14 protein-coding genes are annotated in these 17,695 nt (G+C 69.4%); 7 read left to right on the top strand and 7 right to left on the bottom strand.

Annotated features, from left to right (window positions below):
- Nucleotides 1-9: 9 nt before the first annotated feature.
- Nucleotides 10-1,083 (bottom strand): alanine dehydrogenase, encoded by a 1,074-nt coding sequence (ald, locus tag WFI52_RS10355; RefSeq protein WP_336626386.1) that lies wholly within the window; start codon nt 1,081-1,083, stop codon nt 10-12.
- Nucleotides 1,084-1,216: 133 nt separating this feature from the next.
- On the opposite strand from ald, the gene WFI52_RS10350 reads away from it, so the two are divergent.
- The 6 genes from WFI52_RS10350 (at nt 1,217) to WFI52_RS10325 (ending at nt 7,834) form a co-directional block, all read left to right on the top strand.
- The gene (locus WFI52_RS10350) at nt 1,217-1,690 is read left to right on the top strand and encodes an Lrp/AsnC family transcriptional regulator (protein WP_336626387.1); all 474 of its coding nucleotides are present in this window, start codon (nt 1,217-1,219) and stop codon (nt 1,688-1,690) included.
- 195 nt (nt 1,691-1,885) lie between these two features.
- On the top strand, nt 1,886-3,322 hold the full coding sequence (locus WFI52_RS10345; RefSeq protein WP_336626388.1) for an APC family permease: 1,437 nt from the start codon (nt 1,886-1,888) through the stop codon (nt 3,320-3,322).
- A gap of 160 nt (nt 3,323-3,482) precedes the next feature.
- Nucleotides 3,483-4,676, top strand: a complete 1,194-nt coding sequence (locus tag WFI52_RS10340) for a thiolase family protein (protein WP_336626389.1) — start codon at nt 3,483-3,485, stop codon at nt 4,674-4,676.
- 41 nt (nt 4,677-4,717) lie between these two features.
- Nucleotides 4,718-5,641 (top strand): ABC transporter ATP-binding protein, encoded by a 924-nt coding sequence (locus WFI52_RS10335; RefSeq protein ID WP_336626390.1) that lies wholly within the window; start codon nt 4,718-4,720, stop codon nt 5,639-5,641.
- Nucleotides 5,638-7,257 carry an ABC transporter permease gene (locus tag WFI52_RS10330; RefSeq protein WP_336626391.1) on the top strand — a complete coding sequence of 540 codons (1,620 nt, stop codon included), beginning with the start codon at nt 5,638-5,640 and terminating at the stop codon, nt 7,255-7,257. The genes WFI52_RS10335 and WFI52_RS10330 overlap by 4 nt, the downstream gene beginning before the upstream one ends.
- A 40-nt stretch (nt 7,258-7,297) precedes the next feature.
- A complete protein-coding gene (locus WFI52_RS10325; protein ID WP_336626392.1) occupies nt 7,298-7,834 on the top strand; it encodes a ribonuclease H family protein in 537 nt (178 codons plus the stop codon).
- Nucleotides 7,835-7,883: 49 nt separating this feature from the next.
- Here the strand turns inward: WFI52_RS10325 and WFI52_RS10320 are convergent, their stop codons facing one another.
- Entirely contained in the window at nt 7,884-8,366 is a 483-nt protein-coding gene (locus WFI52_RS10320) for an NUDIX domain-containing protein (protein ID WP_336626393.1), read from the bottom strand.
- A 7-nt stretch (nt 8,367-8,373) separates the two neighbouring features.
- On the bottom strand, nt 8,374-9,387 hold the full coding sequence (locus tag WFI52_RS10315) for an aldo/keto reductase family protein (RefSeq protein WP_336626394.1): 1,014 nt from the start codon (nt 9,385-9,387) through the stop codon (nt 8,374-8,376).
- Between the two features lie 78 nt (nt 9,388-9,465).
- Here WFI52_RS10315 and WFI52_RS10310 point away from each other — a divergent pair, with 78 nt between their 5' ends.
- Nucleotides 9,466-10,713, top strand: coding sequence for a maltokinase N-terminal cap-like domain-containing protein (locus WFI52_RS10310; RefSeq protein ID WP_336626395.1), 1,248 nt, complete (start codon nt 9,466-9,468; stop codon nt 10,711-10,713).
- 6 nt (nt 10,714-10,719) lie between these two features.
- Here the strand turns inward: WFI52_RS10310 and treS are convergent, their stop codons facing one another.
- The 4 genes from treS to WFI52_RS10290 form a co-directional block, all read right to left on the bottom strand.
- Nucleotides 10,720-13,017: a maltose alpha-D-glucosyltransferase gene (gene treS, locus WFI52_RS10305; protein WP_336626396.1), complete on the bottom strand. Its 2,298-nt coding sequence runs from the start codon at nt 13,015-13,017 to the stop codon at nt 10,720-10,722.
- A gap of 78 nt (nt 13,018-13,095) precedes the next feature.
- Entirely contained in the window at nt 13,096-14,328 is a 1,233-nt protein-coding gene (gene rlmN, locus WFI52_RS10300; protein WP_336626397.1) for a 23S rRNA (adenine(2503)-C(2))-methyltransferase RlmN, read from the bottom strand.
- Nucleotides 14,325-15,851: a PTS transporter subunit EIIC gene (locus tag WFI52_RS10295; RefSeq protein ID WP_336626398.1), complete on the bottom strand. Its 1,527-nt coding sequence runs from the start codon at nt 15,849-15,851 to the stop codon at nt 14,325-14,327. The genes rlmN and WFI52_RS10295 overlap by 4 nt, the downstream gene beginning before the upstream one ends.
- 148 nt (nt 15,852-15,999) lie before the next feature.
- Nucleotides 16,000-17,610, bottom strand: a complete 1,611-nt coding sequence (locus WFI52_RS10290; protein WP_336626399.1) for a glycoside hydrolase family 68 protein — start codon at nt 17,608-17,610, stop codon at nt 16,000-16,002.
- Nucleotides 17,611-17,695 lie beyond the last annotated feature (85 nt).

The following is a 17,695-nucleotide window of genomic DNA, read 5'->3' as shown; positions in this document are numbered from 1 at the left end:
CGCGCGGCCTCAGCTGAGGATGCGCGCGTCGACGACCTCTCCCCCGCGGATCGACAGGCCGGCGGCCAGCGACGGGTCGGCGGCGAGCGCCGCATCGACGCCCTGATCGGCGAGGGCGATCGTGTAGCGCAGCGTCGCGTTGGTGAGCGCGAGTGTCGAGGTCAGCGGCACGGCGCCGGGCATGTTGGCGACCGCATAGTAGATCGCGTCGTGCACGGGGTACGTCGGGTCGGAGTGCGTCGTCGCGTGCGTGCCCTCGAAGCATCCGCCCTGGTCGACCGCGATGTCGACGAGCACAGACCCGGGACGCATCCGCTCGACCATGTCGAGGGTGACGAGCTTGGGTGCCGCGGCACCCGGCACGAGCACCGAACCGACGACGAGGTCGGCGTCGGCGACGAGGTCGGAGATCGCGCTCCGCGACGACACGCGGGTGTCGACTCGCCCGCCGAACTGCTCGTCGAGCACGCGCAGGCGCGGAATCGACACATCGACGATCGTCACATGCGCGCCGAGCCCGACGGCCATCTGCGCCGCGTGCGTGCCCGCGACGCCGCCGCCGATGACGACGACACGGCCGCGCGGCGTGCCGGGCACTCCGCCGAGGAGGATGCCGCGGCCGCCGGCGGGACCGAGCAGCTGCTGCGCGCCGACCTGCACCGACAGGCGCCCCGCGATCTCGCTCATGGGGGCCAGGAGCGGCAGGGAGCGGTCGGGCAGCTGGACGGTCTCGTAGGCGATGGCGGTCGTCCCGGCATCCAGCAGCGCCTGCGTCAGCGCGGGCGCCGCGGCGAGGTGGAGGTAGGTGAAGAGGGTGAGGTCGGGGCGCAGGTAGCCGTACTCGGGAGCGATGGGCTCCTTGACCTTCACGAGAAGTTCGGCGGCGCCCCAGACAGCGTCGGCCGTCGGAACGATCTCGGCGCCCACGGCGCGGTAGGCCTCGTCCGAGAACCCCGATCCGGCACCTGCCCCCGACTCGATCAGCACGCGGTGACCGCGCGCGACGAGCTCGTCGACGCCCGTCGGGGTCATGCCGACGCGGCGTTCACTGTCCTTGATCTCTTTCGGGACACCGATGATCATGTGCGCGCTCCTCCGCTCCGCGCGGCCTCCGTTGAGGCGGCGCGGCGAAAACGATGACAGGCGCGGGTGTCGGCGACAAGGGCCTCCGCAGAATCGGTGGAACCCGCCGCCTCGAGCGAACTACGATCGGCTCATGGCACAAGAAGCGATGAATTCTTCGATGGATGCCACCGATCTCCGACTCGTCGACGAGTTGCGCGCGGATGCCCGACAGCCGCTCAGTCGCCTTGCGGAGCATCTCGGGGTCGCCGCCTCCACCGTGCACGCGCGGATCGCTCGGCTCGTCGCGCGCGGGGTGATCCGTCGGTTCACCGTGGACGTCGACCCTGCGGCCCTCGGCTATCGCACCGAAGCGCTCGTCTCGGTCCGCATCCGCCCGGGGGCCCGCGCGCAGCTCACCCGCTTCGCGGAAGAGCTCAAGGCGCACCCCGACGTCGCGCAGTACTTCTACGTCGCGGGCGCCGAGGACTTCGTCATCCACTTCCGGGGCCGCGACAGCGCCGACCTGCGATCCTTCGTCACCGACCACCTCTCGACGCACTCGATCGTCGCCGCAACGAACACGAGCCTCATCTTCGAACGCACCGACGGCCTCCGCGGCGTCTGAGCCTCCCAGATGACCCTCCGGGGCTCGAGCGCGCGCAGCATCCGAACCATTCGTCCGCATCGACCGCCCTCACCGGTCGAACCGTCCGGACATCGCCGTGCGCCGTCATCCGGTGAGACACGAACGCTACACATCCGAAACGCGGCGCCCCTAGTGTTCGATCACCCGACACCTTCGCGCACCGCGCCGTCGCCCATGGAGGTCATCACGAACGAGTCACTCGCCGGCACCGCAACCGCCCGCCGCACGCCCAATCTCGCCCGCACGCTCGGTCTCTGGTCGATCGTCGGCCTCGGCCTCGGCTATATGACGCCGACCGTCATCTTCGACACCTTCGGCAACGTCGCCGTCGAGACGAACAACGTCGTCCCCGCCGCGTATGCAGTCGCCCTCATCGTGATGGGCTTCACCGCGATCAGCTACGGCAAGATGGTCGGCGCGATTCCGAGCGCCGGATCCGCGTACACCTACGTACGCGAATCGATGCATCCGAGCCTCGGCTTCCTCGTCGGCTGGACCTCGCTCATCGACTACCTGCTCCTGCCGCTCGTGAACGCCCTCATCCTGCGCAGCTACATGGAGGCGTTCTTCCCGGATGTCCCCGGCTGGATCTGGGTCGTGGTGTTCACGGCGGGAGTCACCGCCATCATCTACATCACCATGCGCGGCACCTCGAACGTGAACATGATCCTGCTGGTCTTCTCGATCATCGTGATGACGGTCTTCGTCGTGATGGTCATCGTGCAGCTCCTGCAGGGCGCGGGAGCGGGAACCATCGCATCGGTGCGGCCGTTCATCCACCCCGAGGTGTCGTTCGGTGCGGTCCTCGCGGGCGCCACCGTCGTCTGCTTCTCGTTCATCGGCTTCGACGCCGTGACGATGTACGCCGAAGAGGCCAAGACGCCGAAGATCATGCCGCGCGCGATTCTGCTCACGGTGCTCGTCGGCGGGGCGATCTTCCTCGTGGCCGCCTACTTCACGCAGCTGCGCTTCCCCGACCATTCCGCGTTCCCGCCCGAGGCGATCGCCGACTCGACGCTCCCCGAGATCGGCTCGCAGGTCGGCGGACTGTGGCTGCAGGCTGTCCTGACCGCAGCCGGGTTCGCCGCGACGCTGGCATCCTGGCTCGCCTCGCACGCCTCCGTCGCACGCATGCTGCTCGTCATGGGCCGCAACGGCGTGCTCCCCAAGAGGTTCTTCGGCTACGTCAGCCCGCGCACGCACACCCCGGTGTTCACCGTGATCCTCACCGGAATCGTGTGCCTTGCGGCGATCGCCTTCACCCTCGACCAGATCGTCGACTACATCAACTACGGCGCGCTCATCGCGTTCACGTTCGTCAACATCTCGGTGATCGCGTACTTCGCGGTGCGGGGCGGGCGCCGCAAGACGCCGAAGGACGTCTTCACCTACATCGTGATGCCCGCGATCGGCATGCTGCTGACAGGTCTGCTGTGGGTGAACCTCGACGACCACGCCCTCACTGTCGGCCTCATCTGGACGGGCCTGGGCCTCGTTTACCTGCTCTTCCTCACGCGCGGGTTCCGCAGGCCGATCGCCTCCTTCGACGAGAACCAACCGGTCACGGGCTTCAACAAGATCATCGAACCGGGGCCGCGCTCGCAGATCTGAGTCACGCGGCGTCATCATCGCGAAGAGCCGGGGATGCCGGGGGCTGGGGCCTCGGCATCCCCTCTTCCTTTCACGCCTGATCGCGTCGCTTTTCACGCCAGATCGCATCGCCGTCTCCGGACGCGCCCACACGTAGCGTTCGGTGCGGCATCCTGAGGAGATGAACGAAGCCGTCATCGTCGACGTCGTCCGTACCGCCTCCGGAAAGGGCAAGCCCGGCGGCGCCCTGTCGGGAACGCATCCGGTCGATCTGCTCGCCATCGTCCTCGAAGCCCTCGTCGCGCGCACCGGAATCGACCCCGCCCTCGTCGACGACGTCATCGGCGGGTGCGTCGGACAGGTGGGAGAGCAGTCCACCAACATCACGCGGCAGGCGGTGCTCGCGGCGGGTTTTCCCGAACACGTCCCGGCGACGACGATCGACCGGCAGTGCGGGTCGAGTCAGCAGGCCGCCACCTTCGCCGCGCAGGCGATCATCTCCGGTTTCCAGGACGTCGTCATCGCGTGCGGCGTCGAGTCGATGAGCCGCGTGCCGATGGGGACCCCGACCCTCGGGCACGACTTCTCGGGCCCGAAGCTCCACGCCCGCTACCCCGACGGCCTCGTGAACCAGGGCATCTCGGCCGAGCTCATCGCGGCGAAGTGGGGCTTCTCGCGCGCCCAGCTCGACGACTTCTCCGCCCAGTCGCACGCGCGGGCGTCGGCCGCTGAGCGCGACGGGCTGTTCGCCGATGAGATCGTCCCGATCCCCGTGCTGGATGCGGCCGGCGGCACACGCGCGCACACGGTCGATGAGACCGTGCGCGCGACGACCACCGCCGACGGCCTCGCGGGCCTCAACCCCTCGTTCTACAGCGAGACCTACTCCCAGCGGTTCCCGCAGATCGCGTGGGCGATCACGCCCGGCAACTCGTCTCCGCTCACCGACGGCGCCTCGGCCGCGCTCATCATGTCGGCGGAGAAGGCGAAAGCGCTGGGCCTGAAGCCGCGCGCCCGCTTCACCTCTTTCTCGGTCGTCGGCGACGACCCGCTGTACATGCTCACGGGACCCATCCCGGCGACGGAGAGGGTCCTCGCCCGCACGGGACTGAGCGTGCGCGACATCGACGCCTTCGAGGTGAACGAAGCGTTCGCCCCCGTCCCGCTGGCCTGGCTCGCCGAGACCGGCGCCGACCCCGCGAAGCTCAATCCCCGCGGCGGCGCGATCGCCCTCGGGCACGCGCTGGGATCGTCGGGGACGCGGCTGCTCGCGACGCTCGTGAATGAACTCGAGGCGACCGGTGGGCGGTACGGCCTCCAGACGATGTGCGAAGGCGCGGGCATGGCCAACGCCACCCTCATCGAAAGGATCTGAGAACGCCCCGATCGGCGCCGCGGCGGCGTATCGTCGGCGGCATGACGAGCGTCATCCGCACGAGTGCGCTGCGCAAGCTCTACGGCCGGGTCCACGCGCTCGACGGACTGGATCTCAGCGTCGAGAGCGGGCAGGTGCACGGCTTCCTCGGTCCGAACGGCGCGGGGAAATCGACGACGATCCGCATCCTCCTGGGACTCGCCCGTGCGACGAGCGGAAAAGCGCGAGTCTTCGATGCGGATCCCTGGCGCGTCGCACCCGAGCTGCACCGCCGTCTCGCCTACGTACCGGGTGACGTCAGCCTCTGGCCGAACATCTCCGGCGGGGAGGCGATCGACCTGCTCAGCCGCCTGCGCGGCGGAGGCCGCGGTGCGGACTACGCGGCCTCCGTGCGGCGCTTGAACGACGCGTTCCAGTTCGACCCCCGCAAGAAGGGCCGGGCGTACTCGAAGGGCAATCGCCAGAAGGTCGCACTCATTGCCGCGTTCGCCGTCCCCGCCGACCTCTACATCCTCGACGAGCCGACCAGCGGGCTCGACCCGCTCATGGAGGTCGTCTTCCGCGCTGAGATCGAGCGGGTGCGCGCCGCCGGCGCGACGGTTCTGCTGTCGAGCCACATCCTTTCCGAAGTCGAGTTGCTGTGCGATCGCGTCTCGATCATCCGCGCCGGGCGGATCGTCGAGTCGGGGACCCTCGCCGACATGCGCCACCTCACCCGCACCGAGGTGTCCTTCGTCGCGACACCGACGGCGACCGTCCCCGCCGCGGAAACGCTCCCGGGCGCTGCCGATGTCGTCGAGGATGCCGGGCGCATCAGCTTCACTCTCCCGAGCGACGCGGTCGCGGCATCTCTGTCTCGTCTCGGCGCGCTCAGTGTGGAGGGCCTGCGGATCGCGCCCCCCTCGCTCGAGGAGCTGTTCCTGCGGCACTATGGCAACCCCGCCGGCGATCGCATCGAGCGATGAGCATCGTCCGGGACCTGTGGCGCCAGCGTCTGCGGCGTGATGCGCTGGAGCTCATCCTCTGGATCGGCGGTACCGCGGCGCTCGCGGCATCCGGCTTCGCGGGCGTCGTCACGTCGTACGGCGGCGAGCAGGAGCGCGTCGCGCTGCTCGCGACGGTGATGGCGAACCCCGTCATCCTGCTCTTCCGGGGCCTGCCCTCAGGTGCGAGCGAATCGCAGATGGTCGTGTTCCTGCTCCTGCCGTGGCTGCTGCTGCTCGCCGCGCTCATGAGCTCCTTCCTCGCGGTGCGGCACACCCGCGGCGACGAGGACGACGGCCGCCTCGAGCTCCTTTCGGCGACACCGGCGGGACGACGGATGCCGTTGCTCGCGACCGTGCTCCATGGGGCGGGCGCGAACATCGCCCTCGGCGCTCTCGTCGCCGCCGCGTTCGTCGCGAACAGCGCGGCCGTGGTCGGGTCTGCACTCGTCGGCGCCTCGTGCGCGTTCGTCGGCATCGTCTTCCTGGGGGTCGGACTCGTTGCCGCGCAACTCATGCCGACGGCGCGCGGCGCCAACGCGGTCGCAGTGTGGATCCTCGTGGTCACGTTCGTCCTCGCGGGCATCGGCAACGCGCTGGGCACCCCGAACAGCGATCTCACCCGCATGCAGAGCTCGTGGCCGACCTGGCTGTCGCCGTTCGGCTGGGCGGAGAACGTGCGCGCTTTCGACGCCGACGCGGCAGGCCCGCTCGCGCTCCTCGCCGTCGCAGCGGCGGCGTCCCTCATCGCCGCCGCCGTGCTCCAGTCGCGGCGCGACATCGGTGCATCGTTCGTCGCCGAACCCACCGGGCGGGCGCGGGCACGCGCCGAATTCGGCTCGAACTTCGCACTGGTCGCACGCCAGTCGAGCACATCGCTCGTCGGCTGGGTCGTCGCCGGACTGCTCGCCGGAGCGCTCGCCACGTCGCTCGGCGCCGTCGCGAACCAGATCGGGGGACAGAACCCCGCCGTCGCCGACGTGCTCGACAAGCTCGCCGGTGGTGGCGACCTCGAGCGGGGCATCGTCGTCGTATTCTTCGTCATGCTCGGCATCCTCGCCGCGTGCGCCGGGGTGCAGACCGCCGTCCGCGCGCGTCAGGACGAGGCGCGCGGTACCGCGGAGAGCGTGCTCGCGACCTCGATCTCGCGTGTGCGCTGGCTGACCGACTACCTCGTCGCTGCGGCGGCGGCCGCAGCGCTCGTCCTGATCGCCGGCATCGCGGGCGCCGCGGTCGGCGCACTCATGACCGACGACACCGACACTCTCGTCCGCGACGCGGCGATCGCCGCCCTCGGCCAACTGCCGGCGGCGTGGGTGTTCGTCGGGATCACCGCGCTCGTGTTCGTCCTCGCGCCCCGTCTGACGATCGCCGCGAGCTGGCTGCTCGTCGTCGTCGCCGCGATGATCGGGTTGTTCGGCCCGCTCTTCGGCCTGGCCGAGGCAGCGACCGAGGCATCGCCGTTCGCGGCAGCGCCGACCCCGACAGCCGACGGCGTGGACGCCGGCGGACTGTGGTGGATCGGCATCGTGCTCGTGGCGTCCGTCGCGGCATCCCTCGGTGTGATGCAGCGGCGTGAGCTCGCGCCGGCGGGATGAGCGAGACGCCGGCACTGCGCGCATCGACTACCGTCGAGGGGTGAGCGAGACCCCCGACACCTACACCGTGGCCACCGACGGCGCTTGCAAGGGGAACCCCGGGCCGACCGGGTGGGCGTGGGTCGGCGAGGACGGCCAGTGGGCGGCGGGCGCGATCCCCGTCGGCACCAACAACATCGGCGAGCTGATGGGACTGCTGAAGGCGATCGAGGATCATGCCGGCACTGCGCACCTCGTTGTGCAGGCCGATTCGAAGTACGCCATCGACACGTACTCCTCATGGATGGATGCCCACCGCCGACGTGGGTGGAAGACATCGACCGGCGCTCCGACGAAGAACCGCGATCTGCTCGAGCAGCTCATCGCCGCGCGCGACGCGCGGCGGCAGGCGGGGTTGCCGGATGTGGTACTCGAACATGTCCGCGGCCACCGCGGCCACGTCCTGAACGAGTGGGCAGACGAGCGCGCCGTGCGCGGTGCCGAGCACGCCGCGAAGGGTACGGCGAGCGCATGGTCGAGCCTCGGCGGGCTGCACGCGGTGCTCGACGTGTCGGCGGCGCCCGCGAAGAAGCGCTGACCCGCTGACCGCGCCTCCGGACGCTCCGCTCCGAGTGCTCGCAAGAGGATCAGGACGCCGCGATCAGCTGTTCCAGCTTGTCGAGGGCGGCGCGTTGGCCCGCCACCAGGCGCGTCCGCACCTGGGCGAGAGGCATCCATTCGACGCGGTCGACCTCGGGGAACGACTGGCGGCGGCCCGAGCGCGGCGGCCATTCCAGTTCGAACTCGCCGAAGACGAAGTCGGCGTCGGTCGCCGCGAAACCCGACCCGTCGGCGACGAACACGGTCACACGCTTGCCGGACGAGTAGGAGAACGTGCCGAGCTCGGCGTAGCCGCCGGCGGGAGGATCGATGCCGAGCTCCTCGCGGAACTCGCGTTTCGCGGCATCCAGCGCAGCCTCGTTGTCCTGGTCGTACTCCCCCTTCGGAATGGACCAGGCGCCCTCGTCTTTCGTCGCCCAGAACGGGCCGCCCATATGCGCGACGAGCGCCGACACCCCGCCGTCCGGGTCGATCCGGTACAGCAGGATGCCGGCGCTCGTGACCGCCATCGGCGGATCAGGCCGGACGGCTCTTCGGCGAGACCGTGTACGTCTCGGCGCCGTCGGTCACCGCGACGCCGCTCAGCGCATCGTTGACCGCCTGGTAAGTGGCGTCGTCGAGTGTGATGTCGGATGCCTTGACGGTGTCCTCCAGCTGCTCGGGGCGCGACGCGCCCACGAGCGCCGCGGCGATGTTGGGGTTGTGCAGCACCCACGCGAGCGAGAGCTGCGGCACCGTGATGCCCGCGTCGGCGGCGATGGGCCCCAGCTTCTGCACGGCCGTGAGCACGTCGTCGTTCAAGAAGCGCTTGATGAAGTTCGCGCCGCTCTTCTCGTCGGTCGCCCGCGACCCTTCCGGCACGGGCTGGCCGGGCAGGTACTTGCCGGTGAGCACCCCCTGCGCGAGCGGAGACCAGACGATCTGCGACATTCCGAGCTCTTCCGAGGTCGGGATCACCTTGTCTTCGATGACGCGCCACAGCGCGGAGTACTGCGGCTGGTTCGACACCAGCTGGAACCCGAGCTGCTGGGCGAGCGCATGCCCTTCGCGCAACTGCTCGGCCGTCCACTCGCTGACGCCGATGTAGAGCGCCTTGCCCTGACGCACGATGTCGGCGAACGCCTGCATCGTCTCCTCGAGAGGCGTCTCGTAGTCGTAGCGGTGCGCCTGATACAGGTCGACGTAGTCGAGCTCGAGGCGCTTCAGCGAGCCGTGGATGCCGTCCATGATGTGCTTGCGCGACAGGCCCGTATCGTTCGGGCCCTTCTTGCCGATCGGCCAGTAGACCTTCGTGAAGATCTCGAGGTTCGCGCGCTCCTGGCCCTTGAGAGCCTTCGCGAGTACGACCTCCGCCGCGGTGTTCGCGTAGGCATCGGCGGTGTCGAACGTCGTGATGCCGAGGTCGAGCGCCTTGTGCACCGTCGCGATCGCGGCGTCGTCACCGACCTGCGAGGCGTGCGTCACCCAGTTGCCGTAAGTGATCTCCGAGATCTTGAACCCGCTGTTGCCGAGGTACCGATAGTTGACCATGTCTCCACGCTACTCGCGCACGAGAGGGTGCGGCGATGCCCCTTCCGTCCCGCCGCGGACGTTGGTAAAGGTGGAAGGGTGCGATGGACAGACGAGCTCGGCGCCTGGGCGGCGCGTCAACGCTGGTATGCGGGGAAGAGCCATGAACCCCGCTTCCGGCTGATCGATCAGCAGCCGGTGCCCGGTGCGACCCGCTTCCTCGTGATGGACGACGCCGGAGAGCGCCCGACCCTGTACCAGGTGCCGATCAGCGCGCGCGACCCGGCCGGCGGGAGCGTGCCGGAAGACGCCCGCATCGCCGAGCAGGACGACGCGCTTCTCGTCGATGCGGCGCGCGAGAGCGACTTCACCCTCGGCATCCTGACCGAGATGGGCATCGACGCGGGCGGGGTGACCGGTTCGCGAGTCCTGTCCGGAGAGCAGTCGAACACGTCGATCGTGTACGACGTCTCCGGTCGTCCGGAGATCATCGTGAAGCTGTTCCGCACGCTGCACCACGGCGAGAACCCCGACGTCACCGTGCAACGGGTGCTGAGCGAATGGGGGTCGCCTTTCGTGGCGCGCTTCTACGGCAGCCTCGACGCGGACTGGCCGGACGTCGGCCGCCCGACGGGAACGTCGCGCGGCACGGTGGCATTCGCGCAGGAGTTCCTCGCCGGAGCGCGCGACGGATGGGAAGCAGCCCTGGGCGCCGCCCGCGTCGCGGAGGACTTCACGGAATCCGCGCGTGATCTCGGCATCGCCGTCGCGGGCGTACACGTTGCCCTCGCGGAGGCGCTGCCCACCGTGTCGACCACGGATGCCGATGTCGATGCCATCTCCGGCGCCTGGAGACGGCGCCTGCGCATCGCCTGCGCCGAGGTGCCCGCCGTCGCGGAGCGGGCCGACGCCATCACCGATGCCTATTCCGAGGCCCGCGGGCGGCCGTGGCCGGACCTGCAGCGCATCCACGGTGACCTGCACCTCGGCCAGGTGCTGTCGGTGCCGGACGGCGGATGGCGACTGGTCGACTTCGAAGGCGAGCCCTTGCGCCCGATGGCGGAGCGGACGGCACCCGATCTTCCGCCGCGGGACGTCGCCGGCATGCTGCGCTCTTTCGATTACGCGGCGGCCGTGGGTGAGGGCCCTCAGCCCGCAGCATGGGCCGCGGCGTGCCGTTCGGCGTTCCTCGACGGCTACGCGATGGGCTCGTCGGCGGCGCTCGACCCCGTGCTGCTGCGTGCTCTCGTGCTCGACAAGGCTGTCTACGAGTCGATCTACGAGGCGCGCAACCGCCCGGCCTGGCTGCCGGTGCCCCTCTCCGGGATCGACACCGAGCTCGCCTGAAGCGGGTCAGTCGGCGGGCGGAGCCGACAGCAGGAAGAACCGCGCCCCGTACGGAGGCAGTGAGACGCTGAAGCTCTGCAGGTCGTCGACCCGGCCGGTCTCCTCTTCCGTCTCGGCATCGACGACCACGCTGTGCGGGATCAGCTGCTCGGATCGCACGGTGCCCTCCGTGGGCTCCGCTCCGAAATTCAGCACGGTGACCTGCATCGGCGCTTCGCCGCGCGGGTCGCCGTCGTCGAGGCGGTGAACGAGGACGAGCATGCCGGGATGCGCGACCTCGGGGATGTCGACCTGCGTGGCCGTGGCGATGCCGTGCCGTCGCCGCAGCTCGAGAATGCGCGACAGCCGAGACGCGAACGATCCCGGATCGCGCAACTGCTCCGGCAGCGGGCCGTAGAGCGCCCGGCCGCGCGGCATCCCGGCCGCCGAACGGGTCGCCTCGGGATCGACCCCCAGCAGATCGTGCGCACCGCGCTCGATCCAGCGCGTGTCGCCCGCACGGAGCAGGTCGGCGATCTCTTCGGCGGGCACCGTGAGCATGCCGACGAGATCCCATCCCGACAAAGCGAACACACCGGGCTGCCAAGCGTTGTAGGCGCACAGCAGCAGATGCGCCTCGCGGATGGTCGGCACGTCGGCGTCCGTCACCTCGTCGAGGCGACTCACGCCCCGCGTCGCTGCGATGAGCGACGCGGTCGTGCAGGCGATGCCGTTCTGCGTGAACACCCGGTTGAAGTCGGCGGCCCCGGTGAGACGCTCGGTGAGGTCGGCGCGCACTTCTTCGGCGAGTTCGCCACCGGTGATCTCGCGCCCGCGGAAGCGGTAGATGTCGTCGCCGTGACGGGTGGCCCAGTGCACGAGTTCGTAGGTGAGCTCGTCGTGGTTCTGCAGTCCGTGCACGAGCTGCACGGGCTGCACTCCGAGTTCCAGCGACGAGGTCAGCGCGAGGCGCAGGAACTCCGTCTGACCGGTGGCCAGCGCGTGGTGGTAGCCGGGCCTGCCGATGAAGTCGTAGGAGAGGTCGGCGCCGACGGCGCCGGTGTCGCGGATGTCCTCGATCGTGAGGTTGAGCTCTTGGAAAGTGAATCCGCCGACCTTGCGGACCATGCCCGCGATGATGTGGTTCGCCGCGTGCGAGAGCGGGTGACCCTCGGACCACGCCGGAAGGCCCTCCGCGCTCTTCTCCACCCCGAGGAATCCGTTCGCGTCGAGGCGCAGCGCGCCGGCGCCCAGCTCGCCGAGCGAGTGCAGGGCGTCGCCGATGACCAGCCGCATACCCGCGAACGTCGGGTCGAGCCAGTTGATCGACGGTTGACCCTGCTTGAAGTAGTGCAGGTAGACCCAGCGCCGCGAGACCCCATCGGGACCCGTCACGGGTGCTGTCGCGCTCCAGTTCGTCTCCTTCACGCCCGGGGTGTAGAAGATGACCCGCTGCAGCGCTCCGATGATGTATCCGCGTTCAGAGAGCTCATGTTCAGCAGCCGGATCGAGATTCACGTTGTCTTCGCCTTCGGGCACCTCCGGGAGGAGCGCCCAGTCCTCGGGCGGGATCTCGACCATGTGGTAGATGCCCGGATAGTCCTTGTACCCCATCTCGGCCAGCCGGAAGTCGGCGCCCTTGCCCGTGTGTCCGGGCACGATGTCGTCGATCACGCTGCCGCCGTGCGCGTCGGCGACGTCGCAGAGCGTGCGGAACTCGTCTTCGGTGCCGAACGCCGGATCGATCGCCGTGCTGATGCGGTCGAAGTGGCCGTCGACGCTCGGCGTCTCACTCCACCCGACGATGCCGCCCGCGCTCTTGACCGGACCGGTGTGAATGGCTGTGATCCCGATCCTCTCGAACGCCGACCACAGAGCATCGTCTCCGAGCGCAGCGAGGAAGGACTGCCCGGGACGGGTGATCAGTGAGATCGGGTAGGCCGTGAACCAGACATCGGAGGTCGCGATGGCGCGACGGGCATCCGGTCGGGCATAGGGGTTCCGCCACATCGACGGCTGCCCGGAAAGCTGGCGCGCGAGCACATCGGCATCCTTGAGCATCGAGCGGCGCACGAGCCATTCGATGTACGAGGGGTTCGTGCCGTTCGCGGTGCGCGGATCCGTCGTGTTGCGACGTACGCTGCCGCGGCGGAACTGATCCCGCGGTCGCAGACGGCGCGGCCGGGCGGGGTAGCGCTGCTCGTCGTAGCTGATCTCGGGCGCATCGATGTCGGGCGCATCGTCGCCATCCGCCGGTTGAGCCGAACCGGGCAGGGTGATGGGGGCGGTGTACAGGTTCTCCGACCGGTCGTCGTCGCGCAGCATGCTCCTACGCTAGAAGATGGACCGGGTCGAAACGAGGGGTCGCGGAAGGATCTCGCGCGCGGAGTGCCGCGTGAGGCATCACTCGACGAGGACGGCGGCCGCGACGGCGCGGTCCTCCTCGGTGGCGACGAGCTGTCCGCAGGCACCGTCGATCTCCTTGCCGCGGGTGTCTCGGAGGGTCGTCGGGATGCCGGCTTCGTTGAGCCTGCGCACGAACTCGCGCTGCACGTCCTTCTCCGATGCCGTCCACACCGAGCCCGGAGTCGGGTTCAGCGGGATGGGGTTGACGTGCACCCAGCCATGGCCGCGCGCGTTGAGCTTCTGGGCGAGCAGATCGGCGCGCCACGCGTGATCGTTCATGTCCTTGATGAGGGCGTACTCGATCGAGACGCGGCGCCCCGTCTTCTCGAAGTAGCGGTGCGCGGCATCCAGCGCCTCGTCGACCTTCCAGCGCGAGTTGATCGGGATCATCTCGTCTCGCAGGAGGTCATCGGGTGCGTGGAGGGAGAGGGCGAAGGTCACCGGAATGTCCTCGGCCGCCAGCTTGTCGATCGCCGGGACGAGTCCCACGGTCGAGACGGTGACCCCGCGCGCGCTCATCCCGAGACCGTGGTCCTTGTCGACCATCGTCTTCACGGCCTGGATCACGCGGGTGTAGTTGGCGAGAGGCTCGCCCATGCCCATGAACACGATGTTGGTGACCCGCTCGTCGGGGTGCTCGGCGGGCCCCAGCTCGCCCGCGCGGATCGCGGCGTTCGCGCGCACGACCTGGTCGATGATCTCGCCCGCCGACATGTTGCGGGTGAGCCCCGCTTGACCCGTCGCGCAGAACGGGCAGTTCATGCCGCAGCCGGCCTGACTCGACACGCACAGCGTGATGCGGCCCGGGTAACGCATGAGCACCGACTCGACGAGAGCGCCGTCGTGCAGCTTCCAGAGGAACTTGATGGTGTCGCCGCGGTCGGTCTGCAAGCGCCGCACCTCGGTGAGCAGGTGCGGCAGAAGGCCTGCGACGAACTCGTCGCGGCCGGATGCCGGCAAGTCGGTCATGTGCGCCGGGTCGGCCGTGTAGTGCTGGAAGTAGTGCTTCTCGAGCTGCTTCGCGCGGAAGGCGGGGAGCCCCGCCTCCTTCACCTTCTCGACGCGCTGAGCCGGAGTGAGGTCGGCGAGGTGCGTCGGCGGCATGCCTTTCTTGGGTGCCGCGAACTGCAGGAGAGGTTTGCCCTCGGCATCCACCCTCTGCGTCCAGCCCTCCGTGCGCGGGCGCACCTGGCGGGGCTTCGTCGTGCGTACGGGGGTGGGCTCGGTCATGATTCCAGAGTACCGAGGCCGCCTGGGCGTGCGCCGTCCGCGAAGGCGGTGAAGGCCGCGTCATCGACGAGAGCGCGCGCCCGACCTCGTCGACCCCAGACGAGCGTGATGAGGAATGCGATCACCCCGCTCGCAGCGATCGCCGCGAGATAGGCGAGCCCCGAACCGGCCGCAATGGAGGCGACGCCGACGACGCCCGCCGCGCCGAGGGTCACCGCCTCGACATCGAAGGTAGCGAGCACCGCCCCGCCCAACGCGGAGGCGATCACCGCGGCAATGAAGGGGAAGCGCAGTCGCAGGTTGATGCCGAAGATCGCGGGCTCCGCGATCCCGACGCACGCCGGCACCGCGGCGCCCACGGCGAGTGCGCGCAGCCGCGTGCGGCGGCGGGCGAGGACCGCGACGGCGGCGCTCGCACCGGCCTGCGCGAGATTGGCCGCACCTGCGGCGGGGAAGATGAAAGAGCCGCCGGAGGTCAGGAGGCCGAGTTCCAGAGACACGAGGCTCTGGTGCGTGCCGGTGAGGACGAGGAGAGGGTACAAGGCCCCGAACACCGCTCCGCCGATCGGACCCGACGCGTCGTACACGGCGGCGATCAGCTGCGCGAAGCCGTCGCCGACGAAGCGCAGAACCGGGCCCACGACCAGGAAGGCGAGGACGCCGCTCAGCAGGAGCGTGACCATCGGGACGACGAGGAATCGCGCGGATCCGCGGAGCACCGCGCGAAGCCCCCGCTCGACGAGTGTCATCAGGTAAGCGATCACGATCATCGGGATGACGGTGCCGCGGTAATCGATGCCGAGCACGTCGACCCCTGCGATCGCCCAGCTCCCGCCGCCGTCGACGTGGAGAGAGGGGAACACCCCCGCGTCCACGACGAAGGGTGCAGCGACCAGGGCGGCGCCCATCGCCGCACCGAGATACCCGTTACCCCCGAACCGCGTCGCCGCGGAGTGGCCGACGAGGACGGGCAGCAGCGTGAACACACCGACGCCGAGGATGCCGATGAGCGCGGAGATACCCTCGAGCCAGGGATAGGTTTCGGCGACGGACGTCGGACCGAACACCCCGGGTGCACTCAGGATGTTGTGAAGCGCCAGCAGAAGTCCCGCGGCGACGAACGCAGGAAGCAGCGGCGCGACAATATCCATGAGTGTGTAGAGCGGGCTGAGCACGGGCCGTCGTGACGTCGGCGGTGCCGCCGACCCGAGGTCGCTCCGCGCGACGGCGTCCGACTCGGCCAACGGCGCGGGCCCTTGCGTGGTCGAACCGTCGCGCAGCGCGCGCTCGAGCTCCGCGTGCACCCGGGCGACCTCGTGGGGGCCGATCACGATCTGGATCTGCTCCCGCATCGCGGCCACGCCGATCACGTCGCCCGCGTCCGTCAATGACGCGATGTCGACGCGCTCGGCATCCACGACCGTCACCCGCAGCCGCGTCGCGCAGTGGGTGAGCGAGACGACGTTCGCGGCGCCGCCGAGCGCCGCAGCGATGTTCGCCGCGGCGTCCGAACCTTCCGCCATCGCGTCGATGACACCCCCTCGCCCCCGCCAGGTTACCCACTGGCACGGGCCGGCGAGGGGACGGACGGCACCGCGATGCCGATGGCCCCTGCGCCGCGACCATTCGATCGTGGCGCAGGGGCCGTCGCTGCGGGCCGGGCGACGTGACTCAGCGCACCGGTCGCACGTCCGGCGTGGAGGTGACGTCGTGCGCGTACCCCGAGGGGATGTCCGCCCACTGGCCGAGACCATTCGTGCCGTAGGTGCGGTCCACCGTCACGTTCGCGCCGTCGATGTCGACCTTCACCGTGGGGGCGAGGGTGCCTCCGCGGACGAAGTCGGCGCTCGTGCCGATCGTGTCGATGAAGGACTGCACGAGCCCACCGGGCATGACGTAGTGCGAGTATGCCTGGAACTGGCCCGGGTGCTGGTTGTAATCCGGAGCGAACGGGGTACCGGCCGCGAAGTTCAGGTTCGCCGGACTTCCGAGGGCCAGCCCCGAACCCCGGTTGACGGGCTCGAAGTCACTGCGGATGCCGTCGCCGACGAAGCCGTAGACACCCTCGGGGCCGTCGATACCCGCCGCGTAGGTTCCGCGATGCGTGATGGTGAACAGGTAGTACTTGCCGTCCTTGATGTAGATCTGGGGACGCTCGGTTTGGTCGTTCACGCAGTTCGCGGAGAGGATCGGCGGGAGAAACGTCCACTCGGTGAGCGCGGCGTTGTCGGCCACCGCGAGACCCACGTTGGCGAGCTGATAGTGCGCGCCGCGGTCCATCACTTCATCGGCGGTCTCGGTGTAGGGGTCGCCGGGGCGGTAGCCCATGTCCTCTTCGGTGCAGATGCGCTCGCCGCGGGGTGCGGCTGTGTTGCCCTCGAAGACCATGTAGGTCTTGCCGGGGTGGGCGGGGTCCTCGAACGTGAACGGGTCACGGAAGTTGAAGAACTCGTTCTGGGCGCCGGTCTGGTAGTAGGTGCCGTCGGCCTGCAGCATGTCGTGCTGGTCGCGGAACCCGGTCAGCCACACGCCGTTCTCGTCGGCGAAGATGCGCCCCTCGCTCTGCACGATGCGCGGGTCGTAGGGCTTGCGGTTGGTGCCGTCCTCGTTCCGGTAGAACGCGACAGCGGTGTAGAAGATCCGCAGCTTGTTGCCGTCGAAGATGCGCGTCGAGCCCGACCATTCGGTCTGGTGGCTGAAGGACTGGTCCTCGAAGATGGCGCCGGATGCCCCGTCGGGGAAGACGAGTCCGCCGTAGGTCCAACCGCCGTTCTCCGGGCGCTCGGCGACATTCGCCTTGCGGTAGAAGTAACCGAGGCGCGCGTAGGTGTGCCGGTCGTCGAATCCGAGGGTGCGGTCGGCCACGAGCGAGAAGACGACCTCCCAGCCCTTGAAGCTCGGCTGGGCGGCGGTCTCGTCGGTCAGGGTCCAGCTGTCCCAAACCCAAACCTGCTCGTCACTCATGTCGGGGAAGTCCTGAGGCACCGTCGGCATGGTGTATCCCTCGGGCATCGAGTTCGCCCGGGAAGGCGCGGCGGGATCGCTCATCGCCGCGATCTGGCGGGCGTCCGCTCGGGTCCACTTCGCGGTGAAGTCGTCCGTGGGATCGTAAGCCCGCTGCGAGTGCTCCGTCGGAGCCGGGAAACCGGGAACGGCGTCGGGTTCATCGGCCGCCGTCGCGGGGGCGGCGGCGATGAGCGTCGCGGCGAGTGCCGCAGCGGTCGTGAACCCCGCGACGCGCAGGCGTCGGCGGAACCGGCCGGGGATGTGGGTGGTGGTCACGTCTGTCAGCTTTCTGGGGGGCGGAAGGCGTGGATCTTCTCTCGCGACAGAGGCTAAAACACTCAATGCCGATCTGTCAAACGTT

It is taken from the genome of Microbacterium sp. MMO-20 (genome assembly GCF_037147735.1).
Lineage (GTDB): Bacteria > Actinomycetota > Actinomycetes > Actinomycetales > Microbacteriaceae > Microbacterium.
The sequence above is the reverse complement of the archived record's forward strand: the minus strand, read 5'-3'. Positions and strand labels throughout refer to the sequence as shown.

Bases quoted from the DNA above. Each gene is read 5' to 3' on its own strand.
- WFI52_RS10335 (WP_336626390.1), top strand. From the start codon at position 4,718: ATGACGAGCGTCATCCGCACGAGTGCGCTGCGCAAGCTCTACGGCCGG.
- ald (WP_336626386.1), bottom strand. From the start codon at position 1,083: ATGATCATCGGTGTCCCGAAAGAGATCAAGGACAGTGAACGCCGCGTC.
- WFI52_RS10295 (WP_336626398.1), bottom strand. From the start codon at position 15,851: ATGGCGGAAGGTTCGGACGCCGCGGCGAACATCGCTGCGGCGCTCGGC.
- rlmN (WP_336626397.1), bottom strand. From the start codon at position 14,328: ATGACCGAGCCCACCCCCGTACGCACGACGAAGCCCCGCCAGGTGCGC.
- WFI52_RS10345 (WP_336626388.1), top strand. From the start codon at position 1,886: ATGGAGGTCATCACGAACGAGTCACTCGCCGGCACCGCAACCGCCCGC.
- WFI52_RS10350 (WP_336626387.1), top strand. From the start codon at position 1,217: ATGGCACAAGAAGCGATGAATTCTTCGATGGATGCCACCGATCTCCGA.
- WFI52_RS10320 (WP_336626393.1), bottom strand. From the start codon at position 8,366: ATGGCGGTCACGAGCGCCGGCATCCTGCTGTACCGGATCGACCCGGAC.
- WFI52_RS10340 (WP_336626389.1), top strand. From the start codon at position 3,483: ATGAACGAAGCCGTCATCGTCGACGTCGTCCGTACCGCCTCCGGAAAG.
- WFI52_RS10315 (WP_336626394.1), bottom strand. From the start codon at position 9,387: ATGGTCAACTATCGGTACCTCGGCAACAGCGGGTTCAAGATCTCGGAG.
- treS (WP_336626396.1), bottom strand. From the start codon at position 13,017: ATGCTGCGCGACGACGACCGGTCGGAGAACCTGTACACCGCCCCCATC.
- WFI52_RS10330 (WP_336626391.1), top strand. From the start codon at position 5,638: ATGAGCATCGTCCGGGACCTGTGGCGCCAGCGTCTGCGGCGTGATGCG.